The sequence below is a fragment of the Chitinophaga solisilvae genome (assembly GCF_009928525.1).
Lineage (GTDB): Bacteria > Bacteroidota > Bacteroidia > Chitinophagales > Chitinophagaceae > Chitinophaga > Chitinophaga solisilvae.
Window position 1 is genome coordinate 455,888 of sequence record NZ_JAABOK010000001.1, and the last position, 12,138, is coordinate 468,025.

The following is a 12,138-nucleotide window of genomic DNA, read 5'->3' on the forward strand; positions in this document are numbered from 1 at the left end:
CTTCTGACTGATATGAAACGTCATAAATTTCTTTGCACACTGGTACTGGCATTCACTACGCTGGCTGGATGCCGCAAGCTGGATGTGGATGTTGAATCAAGATATACACCCGGCAACTTTCCCACCAACGGCGCTTCCTATGCGGCCGCAGTGGGCGCCGTATACGCACAGCTGGCCAATACGAAATCCGGCGATGCTACCTACTTCATGAACAGCACCGGCTTCAGCTACGGCGTGGATTACTGGATGCTGCAGGAACTCTCCACGGATGAAGCCATCATCCCCGCACGGGACGGTAACTACGATGACGGTGGTAAATACCGTTTTCTGCACCTGCACACCTGGACCGGCAACCTCCCCTTTGTTATCAGCTCCTGGCAATGGGGCTTCGGAGGAATCAACATTGCCAACAACGCGCTGAACCTCGTAAATGCCCTGCCTGCCAGCGCTTCCAAAAACGCTACCATGGCGGAGCTGAAAACCATGCGCTCCCTGTTCTACTTTTTTATGATGGACTCTTTCGGAAATATCCCGATCGTAGATACCTATCCGGTGGCTTCACAACCAGCTACCAAACCGCGTAAGGAAGTATTTGCCTTTATTGAAAATACCCTGAAATCCGCTCTGCCAGACCTTCCTGCGAAAGTGGACGGTACTACCTACGGCCGCGCTACCAAATGGCTGGCTTTTGCACTGCTGGAAAAAATGTACCTCAACGCGGAATATTATACCGGCGTATCCCGCTACCCGGAAGCGGTAGCCATGGCAGACAGCATTCTGACCAATGCTCCCTACACACTGGATGGCGACTACTTCTCCGTTTTCAAACCTGATAACGGCCCGCAGATCAAAGAAACCATCTTCGCTATTCCTTACGATGCCAACCTGATTCCAGGCTGTCACTTTACCCGCTTCGGTCTGCATCCTTTCCTGAAAGCGAAATATGACCTGCCGGATGCATTTGGTCCCAGCGTAGCACTCAGCACCATCGCTGATTTTTACGCTTTCTTCACCCTCCCGAATGATATCCGTAACACCACCTGGCTCGCCGGTCCGCAAACCAATAAGGACGGCTCGCCTAATATCCAGCGGGTAAGCTCCAAAACACTGGACGCTTCTTCCACGGAACCGGATCATCAGATCGACTGGCAGGTGACCATCACACCGGAAATGAAACTGAAGGCCGGCGGCGAAGGCAAACTGGATGTAGGCAATGATCTGCTCGGACAACTCAAAGGTGCCCGCTCCATCAAATTCTATCCTGATAAAAATATCAATACCTCCACCCGTTTTCAGAATAATGACATGCCGGTATTTCGTTTAGCCGATGTTATGATGATGAAGGCAGAAGCTATTCTCCGCGGTGCTGCTCCCACTGCCGTAAAGGGAGAGATGCAGACGGCAGACGTGCTGGTCAGTAAAGTCCGTGGCCGCTCAGGTGCGCCTGCAGTAGCCGGTATCACCCTCGACAGCATGCTCGTGGAACGCGCACGGGAATTTGCCTGGGAAGGCTGGAGAAGAAATGACCTGATCCGCTTCGGTAAATTCGAAGGTAAATGGGGCTTCAAAAAGGCAGATAACGATGCCTTCAGAAGAATATTTCCCATCCCTGAAATAGAACTGGCCCTCAACCCCGGACTGGTGCGGAACCCCGGATATTAGAATCTGATTATTTGATTATTTGGTTATTTGAGATTTGATTATTTAAAAATGCAGCGGAGACCTGAGCAAATATTTTACGCTCAGGTCTCCGCTGCATTTTTAAATAATCAAATCTCAAATAATCAAATAATTAAATGGTCTTTTTCTTGCCGAGACCAATTTTGTATTTCTCCGGTGTGCCTGAAATGCTCAGGTGCATGAAGCGGCCTTTTTTGCCTCTGTCCAGGCTTTCAATGGCGTCTACCTGGTCAGGGTCTACGTCTTCGCGCTTTCTGCCGAAGAGTGCCTGAAATCCAACCTGGGTAACCATTTTCATGGGTACGCGCAGGTAATAGTTCATGCGGAGATCGAGAGACTGGTTGCCGGCTACTTCTATGTAGCCCAGTGAAGAGTTGATCTGCATTCTGGGAATATCCAGGGTGCCGTCTTTGAAGGTGAGTTTGTTGCGCAGCGTATCAAAGCGTACCATGCGCAGGTTTTTGTCCTTGAAGTAGGAAGACATGGCCTGCATAGGTCCGAAATCAATCAGTTCACCGTTATGGATTTCCACGTCCATTTTAGCCATTGTTTCGCTGAGTACCGGCGTCAGGTCGGGATGCAGGCGTACATGGCTTCTGATATGCCCGGTCAGCTTACCTTTCAGGTTCCTGTTAAGTACCATGTCCTGTCCGAAGTTGTCAAACTTCATCAGCATTTTGGTCATATCGATAGTATCCAGGCGGATGCCGCTTCTGAAATAGAGCTTCTTCGGGTCAGTAGCATTGAGGGTGCCGCGCATACCGATATGTCCGCCGGCCATGCGTACAGAGATGGTATCTATCTTTATCTGCCGGCTTTTCATCATATGCACATTGGCGACCACAGATTTCATCCACAGCTTGTGATATTTTATTTTGCCGATGTTTACCTGGGCGTCAAAATCAGAAAAATCCAGTTTGAAGATATTGAAGCCGGAGGCATGGATAGAATCATTCTCACGGACGGTGGTGACGCGGGCAGGAGTGGTGGCCGGCTGTTTGTCCGTGAAGTCATAATTCATCAGTTCATCCACATTCAGGAAGGCCGAATTAAAGCTGAAGAAGTTATTGCGTTTATTACCTTTTCTGTCAGGGCCGGCATAGAGTTTCAGATTCATATCAAAATCGGTGGTGCCTATCTTGCCGGTAAGCGTATCTACCACCAGGTATTTATTGGTACCGTACCGGATTCTTCCCTTGATATTTTCCAGTTGGATAGGATGCTGTTTGAGGGTGCCGGAGATATTGGCAATATGTGCATCCACCCTTTTGAAGGTGGTATCGTAGCGCATATTGAGTTTGGCGCGCAGCCACAGTTTGCCGGCTTCTTCGTACCAATAGCCTTCCGGGATGAACTTGCGTCCGCGGCTGCTGATGAGGTCATTCATCGCCAGGCGGTCTGATTTGAAGTCGAATGCAAATTCGGTACGTCCTTTCTTGATTTTATTAAACCACAGCGGATAATTATTCAGGCGCCCTTTGAAGACAAACCCGCTGCTGTCAATATTCCCGGAGAAATTGCGAACACGCAGGCTGGTATCATTCACGATGATGTCTGCTGCAAAATCGTGCAGGCGGTGCGGATACTGTTTGAAGCTGGCAGAGAGGCGCTGCAGTGTGAAAGTGCCGCGGGGCAATGGATTGGGATGCAGCAGCTCCTGTACGGATGTTTCAAAAGCCAGCCCGAGGTTAAAACCGGAAATGACTTCCTGCCGCAATATTTTATGCGAGGTGTCTGCCTGCATGAGTTCTCCCGGAAGTATCCTGTTGCTGGCAGCATGGAAGGTGACTGCCACGGGTTTTTGCTGCTTGTGGAATATAGCCGGGAGGTCGCTGATGGAGCCGCCGGCGGTAATATCGGAGCTGCCTATACGAAAAGCAACTGAGTCCAGCTGCAGCCTGCCCTGCGCCACCTGTGCGTGGAGGTTCATCTGTTGCACGGGCAGCGGGTAGCCGGGAATACGGAAGGAGAGGTTGCGGACTGTCAGTTCACTCTGCACGCCTTCCTTCAGCCGGGCCAGGCTCTGCTCCGGTACCTGCATGTCTACCAGTTCCCGGAAATTCATGTTGAGGATAATATCTCCCTGGATATGCTCCAGGTCTTTAATACCCAGGAATTCCCCGATGAAATGCAGGTCCAGTTCTGAGTACAGCTGCATAATGATCTGCGGGTCGGTGAAGTCTTTCATCACAAAATTGCCTTTGAATACGCCCTTGCCGGGTTTGGCATTTACATTGAGCAGATGCAACTCTGATGTTTTGAGGGAATGGCCGGGACCGTTGGTATAATAACCTTTGAATCCCAGGGAATCTATCTTCCGGTCTATCTGCCTGTTCTGGAACCACACGTTTTCACAGCCGAAATTCACTGTGATGGCAGGCATCTCTTCCTTGCCCAGTTTGCCTTTAATGGAACCGTCGAAGAATATACGGCCATCGCGGCGGTATTTATCCAGCATAACAGCTACATCGTTAGGCACCAGGGCAAACAACAGGTTGAGATCCGGGCGGTCGCCTTTCACTTTAATATCCACATAGGTATCCGGCCGGAAGGCGGCCAGTCCTTCCAGCTGCAGGTGCGCGTTCTCCAGCCGAACGCTGCTGGGAGCCAGCTGCAGCTGCTGTTTGTCAAGATCGTAGTTGCCGTTGATGGTAAGCTGGAGCAGGCGGTTGCGGAAAAGGGTAGTATCTGTTTTAGTAGTAACATCCACGCGCAGCTTACTTTCCAGCTGCATCGCCAGGTGGTCGCCCTCCATTTTGAAGGAGGTTTTCACCTTATCGATATGCGATACTACTTTCCAGCCGGTGCCGGCATCCTGGTAGGTGACATCAATATTTTTCAGGATAACTTTTTTCAGATCGAGGTGCAGCGCATCGCTGCTGTCGGTGGCTGCGGTGGTGGTATCGCTTTTAAAGGTATGCGCCCGGATGAGGTCCACCTCGCCGTTGGCCGCCCTGGCCACGTGCAGCCGGCCGTCGGACAATACCAGGATGCGCACGTTGTACTGCCCGCGCAGGATGTCCGGCAGACTGAAGCCGGCATATAATCTTTTAACCTCATACAAGGGAGCGCCTTTCAGCTGCTTGCTGGCATAGAATTTTACCTGGTGCAAGGCAATGGATACGTAGGGGAAGTTGCTGAAGGGGGATATGCTGCTGCTTTCCAGCACCAGCTCGCCGGCAAACTGTTTGTTCAGCTCCTTCACTGCCAGCTGCGTCAGCCGCTGCTGCTGACTGTATAAAATACCGCCGGCAATAACCAGTAGCAGCGTCAATGCTGCCAGGCAGATTAACACAACCCGGATGATTTTCTTTCCTGCATTCATAATAATGGCCCGTTCTGGCGGTAAAATTATTAAAAAATTAATATGTGTAGTTGCTGCCGGCGTTGCAGACTTGTTAAAGTTTTGATCTGCAGGCCAGCTATCCGCCTTGAAAATAGACGTTTGATATTACCATCAACCCCTATATGTTGTGGAAATTTCCTTATTGCGTAAATCATTTTCCCGATGCGATATGGTAGCAGGCAGGAAACAGCGCAATTTTGCAAAAATTTTATTATATGAGGAATAGAGGCGGCATTGTTATGTCGATGATTATTATACTTGGACTGTCACTGTTTACACCGTTTATCTCTTTTGCCATCACTCCCGATGAAGAAGCTACGGGTACTATCAGGGGAAAAGTCCTGACCTCCGACGGCCGCCCGGCTGCTGATGTGATTGTACTGCTGAAGGAAACCAATCAGACAACCGTTTCTGAGTCTGATGGCGCCTTTGCTTTCAGCCGCGTTACTCCTGGTAACCACGAAATCGTTATCTCCCTGATGGGGCATAACACTATTGTAGAACAGGTACAGGTAGCCGCCGGCAAAATATCCAGGGTTACCCTGAAACTGACCACCTCCAGCAAGGAACTGCAGGAAGTAGTGGTAGCGGGCAACCAGCAGAAATTAATCCGTACAACTACCTACGATGTAGCTAAAATACCATTGAAAAATATGGAGAATCCACAGGTATATACCACCATTACCAAGGAACTCCTGAAGCAACAGCTGGTTTTCAGCGTAGATGACGCTATGCAGAATGCCACCGGTATCACCAAAATGTGGGGCGCCACCGGCAGGGGCGGAGATGGAGGTTCCTTCTACGTTTCCCGTGGCTTCGTAGTACAGAGCCAGCTGCGTAACGGTATTGCAGGTAATGTAACTTCCCGTATCGATGCTGCCAACCTCGACAGAATAGAAGTCATCAAAGGCCCTTCTGCTACTTTATTCGGCAACGCCCTCACCAGCTACGGCGGTCTGATTAACCGCGTTACTAAAAAACCATACGACGTTACCGGCGGCGAAGTAGCCATCGCTGCAGGCAGCTTCGGCTTCAACCGCGTCAGCGCTGATATCAATACACCGCTGACCAAAGAAAAAGATGTATTACTCCGCGTGAATGCCGCCTATAACTATGAAGGCAGCTTCCAGGATTATGGCTTCAGCCGCGGCATTGCACTGGCTCCCAGCCTGACGTATAAAGCCAGCGACCGCCTGACTTTCAACTTCGATGCAGAATACTATGCAGGCCAGAACATTGGCGACCAGGTGTTCTTCTTTACCTATGGTATGCCAATTTCCCAGCTGGGTGCAGACAGGGCTGATAAACTTAAACTGGATTACAAACGCTCTTACCTGGGCGATAACAGCCTGTATCAGACATACCGCAATACCAACCTGTTCGGACAAATGAACTATCGCCTGTCCGACAAATGGAGAATGCAGACCAACGTAACTACTACCAACAGTTTCTCCAACGGTCCTTCTCCGTATTTCTACCTGCTGGCCAACGATTCTATCTCCCGTAACGATCAGTTCACCAATAACAGTACTGACAGGGTGGTGGAAATTCAGCAGAACTTCAATGGCGATTTCAACATCGGTGGCCTGCGTAACAGGTTTGTGGGCGGTCTGGACTTCTTCCACCGTAAATCAGACCAGGTGTTTGGCGGCGGTACATTCGACTCTATCCCGTCTACCGGCCGTATCCCTACCTACACAGATTTTAACCGGGTAAACCTGGACAAGATATATGGCATCAGAGGAACAGGGTTTCCTTATCTGATCAAAAATATGACGAACACCTACAGCGCCTATGTGTCAGATGTACTAAATATCACAGATAATTTCCTGGTGCAGGTAGGACTGAGAGCTGATTACTATGATTTCATCGGAAAATACAATGACACTACCGGTAAATACGATCAGGGCTATACGCAGTTTGCATTATCTCCCAAATTCGGTATCGTATATCAGCCGCTGAAAGATAAAATCTCCCTCTTTGCCAACTACCAGAACGGCTTTACCAACAAAACCGGTAATTCCTTTGATGGTAAGGTGTTTAAGCCTGAACAGGCCAACCAGATTGAGGGTGGTGTGAAAGTAGCATTGCTGGACGGTCGTTTAACCGGTACCGTTAGCTACTACGATATTAAGGTAAAAGATCTGGTACGTGCCGATCCTGCTCATCAGAATTTCTCTATTCAGGACGGAAACCAGCGCAGTAAAGGGGTAGAAGCTGAAATCGTGGCTAACCCGGTACGTGGCCTGGATATCGTGGCAGGCTATGCTTACAATGATTCTAAATTTGAGAAGGCCAATCCGGATGTGGAAGGCCTGCGTCCTACTACCGCCGGCGCTCCTACAACGGCTAACCTGTGGGTAAGCTACCGGTTAACCAGCGGTGCTGCAAAAGGCCTGGGTATTGGTTTTGGCGGTAACTACTCCAGCGAAATCAAAGTAGTAAATGATAACTTTGTTGGTACTTTCAGTCTGCCTTCCTATGTAGTACTGAATTCCAGCCTGTTCTACGAAGCTAAACGCCTTCGTTTCGGACTGAAGGTGAATAACCTGACCAACAAACAATATTATACCGGTTACACCACCATCAACCCGCAGCGGCTGCGTAACGTAAACGCCAGCATTGCGTATAAGTTTTAAGGAGTAAATCTTTATAATCAGGCTTTCAGTTGTCCGGAAAGAATCTCTTCTTTCTGGCCGGCTGAAAGCCTTCTTCTTTGTTGTACGAATACCACTGTAGCCGCTATCCCGACCAGTCCTGCAAAGAAAACAGTCAGCCTGGGCCCCATCAGGTGCGACATTAAACCGGTGAGCAGACTGCCAATAGGAATCATGCCCTGATAAGCCATGATGTAATAGCTGATAGCCCTTGCCCGCATCTGCGGAACAGCATGCGTTTGTATGTAGGTGTTGATGGCAGATGTCTGTGCCATCATACCCACCCCGGAGAGCATCATGAAGAAGAGCGCCACCGGCAGCCATCCGGAGTAGGAGAGCAATATCAGGCTCAATCCGAATATCAGGCTGGCGGTAATCATGATCTTCACCATATCCTTTCCGCCTTTCAGCTGTGCCATATAAACAGCAGAGAGGATAGAGCCGAGTCCGGCCGCACTCTCAAACCAGCTGAAGGTTTTGGCTGTGCCATGGAAAATGTCTTTTGCAAAAATGGGCATGAGCGTATTGAAAGGCATCACCAGCAGGCTGCTGGCGGCCAGCATCAGTAGGAGGGAAGAAAGGTCCTTGTCTCCCGAAATATAATCCCATCCTTCTTTTAACTCTTTCCATATACTGTGTTCTGACGGTTGTATCTCCGGTAATGTCATCTTCATCATCAGCAGGGAAATCAATACCGGTACATAACTGAGGAAGTTACCGACGAAGCAGATGTCTTCCCCGAAGGTGCTGAGTACAATGCCGGCCAGCGCGGGGCCGGCAATGCGTGCAAAGTTGGACATGGTAGAGTTCAGCGCAATGGCATTGGGCAGGTCTTCCTTGTTTTCCACCATTTCCACCATGAGCGACTGCCTGCAGGTGACGTCAAAAGCATTGATGATGCCCTGTACCAGCGATAGGGCTATGATGCCGGGAATATTGTAAAACCGCAGCAGTATCATGCCGGCCAGTGCGCCGGCCTGTATCATGGAGATCACCTGTGTGGCCATCATGATACGGTAGCGGTTATGACGGTCTATATAGCTGCCGGCATACGGGGATAACAGCAAGGAGGGGATGAGGCTTACAAAACTTACAACGCCCAGCAGCAAGGCAGAATCGGTTAACCGGTAAATCAGCCAGCATACAGCGGTTTTCTGCATCCAGGTGCCTATCAGGGAGACAGACTGGCCATAAAAGAAAAGCCGGAAGTTGCGGGACTTTAAAGAACGAAAAACATCCATTGAATCATCTGGTTTAGTCAGCGGGAATGAAGCGTGCTCATTCCTTTTAATAATGATGCAAATTTCGGCCGGAATGATATATTTGTAAAATAGATTGTTTTAATCGTATTCATTAGTAAAAACGATTGATTATGGAACTGAGGCAATTGGCTTATTTTGTGAAAGCAGCAGAAACAGCGCACTTTACAGCGTCGGCAGAAGCGCTGTATGTCACGCAGTCTACTTTATCGCAGCAGATCCGGCAGCTGGAAGAGGAGCTGGGGATGCCGCTGTTTGACAGGGTAGGCAGGCATGTACAGCTGACGGAAGCCGGTGGTGTATTTCTGCTGCATGCCCGGCAGATATTACTGGATGTAGAAAAGGGGCGTCAGGCGATTGAAGATTTACAGAACCTGTTAACCGGTGAGCTTCGTATAGGCGCTACGTATGCTTTTACCTCCGTGCTGCTGCCTGCTCTGTCGGCCTTTACCGCAAAGTATCCGGGTATCCGCATCTTTGTGGATTATGGTACTACGGAAGACCTGGAGCGGAAAGTGCGCACTTCCGAACTGGATTTTATCCTTGCTTTTCATCAGCATACCGCGCCGCTTGATTTTGAGAAGCAGGAGCTGTTTAATTCCAAAGTGGTGATGGCCGTGTCGAAGAAACATCCGCTGGCGCAGCTTTCCCGCATCAACCTGAAGCGGCTGCATGGCATGGAAATGATCCTGGCAACGAGAGGGTTCAGTTCCCGTGACCTGTTAAACGAAGTACTGGAGAAGCACAAGGTATATCCTGAAATAAGAATGGAGCTGAATGATGTGCATGCGTTGCTGTCGCTGCTGGAAAGCGGGCGATGGGCTACGCTGATTAATGAGCGGGCGCTGATAGGATGGAAGAACCTGGTGTCTGTTCCTATAGAAGGCCGCGAGCTGATACGCCGGGCTATGGTATTATGGCAGAAGGGTACCTACCGGAAAAAGGCGGCGGACCTGTTTATACAGGACCTGCTGAAAACTGCGGGCAGGCAATCATAGCAGTTATTCTGAGGGAAGAAGAAATTACTGCGCGTCCATTACCTGCAGTGCACCGCATTTATAATAGTGCTCGAAGGTATGCATGAAGGCGGTGTGCGAATGGAATCCTGTTTTCTCCATAACTCCGGAGATGGTCACAGACCGGGTGCTGAGCAGTTCGAATGCCAGCGCCATTTTTTCCTGCAGTACCAGTTCAGGGAGTGTTACATGAAATTCCTGTTCAAAGGGACGAAGCAGCAGTGCTTTTTCCACGTTGAACTGTTGTTGTATTTCCTGGTAGGTATGTGACAGGTGCAGGTTTTGCACGATGTAGGAAAAGATATCCTGCAGTAGGGTGTGTTGCAGCTGATTCATCATGATCGGCGCCGGTGCTGCGAGTCTGCGGCTGTAGTTACCAAAGAAATCCGCTGCATTGCGTCTGAAAAAATTATAGGCAGTGTCGCCGATATATTTCCCGTTTAATATCCTGTTGCGTATCCGGCGGCTGGTGGTATTCAGGAGGAAGGGACCTTTATGTAAAGGGCCTGGGATAGCGGAAACGGGTATGTCGGCCAGTGCTTTCATCGCCGGAAATTCGTTGGCGAGGTGTGGCACGGTTGCCGGCGCGATGTTGATGTGCAGGCGTAAGGTGCTGTTGGCTGCCGGCAGTGTGGTATGGCTGGTGGTCATCATGCTGGAGATGCCTACTTCCTGCTGTGGCGCTGTGCTGGTGGTTTGTTCGGCGGCATGTAGGGCGATTACCGGATGTTGCGCTACGGGCCGCAGTTCTATGCCGGGCCGCATGCTGATGTTGTGTACCCAGATAGAAAATTCGCTGGTGCGGATATGCTGATCCAGTATAGCGCCGTCTTCATCTTCATAATAATAGTACCGGGCATAGGGAATCAGCTGGTCATGATATACGGCAGGTATTTCATGGTGTTGTGCGGAATGTTGATTTTCCCTTTCAATGTACAGGATTTTGGAGGTCGGCTTCATGTGTGGTGCGGTTTAAAGATGTGTGACAACTTATTTGAAATGTAGTGTACTGTCCGCGGAGAAGTAAAAATCAACGGCGGAAGTTTCTTTCAGTACCAGTAAAAGGTCCATCAGTGGTATATCCCGGCTCATCCTGCCACTGAAGATGGTATTGGCGGCTTTGGGATTGTCTATCACAACTGTAACGCCGAACCAGCGGGGAATTACTTTACTGAGTTCGTCGAGGGATGCGTTGGAGAAATGATAGATGCCTTCCCGCCAGCTGAGTTCATCGTCTGCATCAAAGGGCCGGACGGTGACTGCTTCGGAGGTTTCTTTGTAAACGGCTTGCTGACCGGGTTTGAGCGGAATGGTTTTTTTGCCCAGCTGCATGTTTACTGCGCCGTTTACCAGTGATACCCTGATATGGTTTTTATCATAGCTGTTGAGGTTGAAGGAAGTGCCCAGCACTTGTATGGTGCTGCCGGGCAGATGAACAATAAATGGTTTTCCTGCCAGTGGGGCAATGGTAATAAAGGCTTCTCCCTGTATGGTAATTTCACGGGAGGCGCTGCTGAACGAGAACGGGAATTGCAGGGTGGAGGCGGAGTTGAGCCATACCACCGAGCCATCGGAAAGCGTGACCTTATAGTCTGACGCAATCGGTACGGTAATTCTGTTAATGCCGGCCGGCATATCCGGCGAGGCAGTATATGTGAGTGATTTATGCCTGGTATGTAGTTGATTGCTGCCGATGGATATTGCCTGCTGGCTGGTGGAAAGATCTATGGTGCGGCCATCTGCCAGTTGCAGCTGCGTGTTGCTGAGGTGATAGTTTTCTGCCGGAACAGGAAGCGAAGAGGTCGCAGTGGCAGCGGTGGCTATGGTGGCTGGCTGCCTGCCGGATCTGTGCCGCCAGGTCATCCAGGCGCCGATGCAGCCGGCAATCAGGAACAGGGCTGCGGCCACCCATTGCAGGGGAAGCCGGTATACTTTTTCGGGTTCGTCTGCAGTTGAATTAAAGGCAAAACTGCTGATGTCAAGCCAGGGTTTATTGTTCACCGGCTTCGGCGTCAGCCTTATTTCTTCCCATAAATCCCTTACCTGTTCGTCTTCTTCAATTAACTCATCCAGCAATGCTTCATCCGCTGCCGAAATAATGCCGGCCAGCTTTTCTGTCATTAACTGGTATACTTTTTCCATAACAATCTTTCTGTTATAAATAACAGCAATTCCGGAAG

The 12,138-nt window shown here is 49.9% G+C and carries 7 protein-coding genes; 3 read left to right on the plus strand and 4 right to left on the minus strand.

The genetic code is table 11. The features are described 5' to 3' along the window. The first annotated feature begins 12 nt into the window (after nucleotides 1–12). Nucleotides 13–1,662, plus strand: a complete 1,650-nt coding sequence (locus GWG06_RS01580) for a RagB/SusD family nutrient uptake outer membrane protein (RefSeq protein ID WP_160710944.1) — start codon at nucleotides 13–15, stop codon at nucleotides 1,660–1,662. Nucleotides 1,663–1,792: 130 nt separating this feature from the next. Here the strand turns inward: GWG06_RS01580 and GWG06_RS01585 are convergent, their stop codons facing one another. After that, on the minus strand, nucleotides 1,793–5,005 hold the full coding sequence (locus GWG06_RS01585; RefSeq protein WP_160710945.1) for an AsmA-like C-terminal region-containing protein: 3,213 nt from the start codon (nucleotides 5,003–5,005) through the stop codon (nucleotides 1,793–1,795). Nucleotides 5,006–5,241: 236 nt separating this feature from the next. Between GWG06_RS01585 and GWG06_RS01590 the strand changes: the two genes are divergently transcribed. After that, nucleotides 5,242–7,665, plus strand: coding sequence for a TonB-dependent receptor (locus GWG06_RS01590; protein WP_202182921.1), 2,424 nt, complete (start codon nucleotides 5,242–5,244; stop codon nucleotides 7,663–7,665). Nucleotides 7,666–7,682: 17 nt separating this feature from the next. On the opposite strand, the gene GWG06_RS01595 is transcribed toward GWG06_RS01590, so the two are convergent. Further along, nucleotides 7,683–8,924, minus strand: coding sequence for an MFS transporter (locus GWG06_RS01595; protein WP_127041325.1), 1,242 nt, complete (start codon nucleotides 8,922–8,924; stop codon nucleotides 7,683–7,685). A gap of 131 nt (nucleotides 8,925–9,055) precedes the next feature. On the opposite strand from GWG06_RS01595, the gene GWG06_RS01600 reads away from it, so the two are divergent. Continuing rightward, a complete protein-coding gene (locus GWG06_RS01600) occupies nucleotides 9,056–9,940 on the plus strand; it encodes a LysR substrate-binding domain-containing protein (RefSeq protein ID WP_160710946.1) in 885 nt (294 codons plus the stop codon). A gap of 24 nt (nucleotides 9,941–9,964) precedes the next feature. Here the strand turns inward: GWG06_RS01600 and GWG06_RS01605 are convergent, their stop codons facing one another. Continuing rightward, nucleotides 9,965–10,918, minus strand: coding sequence for a helix-turn-helix transcriptional regulator (locus tag GWG06_RS01605; protein WP_160710947.1), 954 nt, complete (start codon nucleotides 10,916–10,918; stop codon nucleotides 9,965–9,967). Nucleotides 10,919–10,948: 30 nt separating this feature from the next. Continuing rightward, nucleotides 10,949–12,100 (minus strand): FecR family protein, encoded by a 1,152-nt coding sequence (locus GWG06_RS01610; protein WP_160710948.1) that lies wholly within the window; start codon nucleotides 12,098–12,100, stop codon nucleotides 10,949–10,951. Nucleotides 12,101–12,138: the final 38 nt, after the last annotated feature.

Excerpts from the sequence above, each read along its gene's own strand:
- GWG06_RS01590 (WP_202182921.1), top strand. The coding sequence starts at position 5,242 with ATGAGGAATAGAGGCGGCATTGTTATGTCGATGATTATTATACTTGGA.
- GWG06_RS01595 (WP_127041325.1), bottom strand. The coding sequence starts at position 8,924 with ATGGATGTTTTTCGTTCTTTAAAGTCCCGCAACTTCCGGCTTTTCTTT.
- GWG06_RS01610 (WP_160710948.1), bottom strand. The coding sequence starts at position 12,100 with ATGGAAAAAGTATACCAGTTAATGACAGAAAAGCTGGCCGGCATTATT.
- GWG06_RS01585 (WP_160710945.1), bottom strand. The coding sequence starts at position 5,005 with ATGAATGCAGGAAAGAAAATCATCCGGGTTGTGTTAATCTGCCTGGCA.
- GWG06_RS01580 (WP_160710944.1), top strand. The coding sequence starts at position 13 with ATGAAACGTCATAAATTTCTTTGCACACTGGTACTGGCATTCACTACG.
- GWG06_RS01605 (WP_160710947.1), bottom strand. The coding sequence starts at position 10,918 with ATGAAGCCGACCTCCAAAATCCTGTACATTGAAAGGGAAAATCAACAT.
- GWG06_RS01600 (WP_160710946.1), top strand. The coding sequence starts at position 9,056 with ATGGAACTGAGGCAATTGGCTTATTTTGTGAAAGCAGCAGAAACAGCG.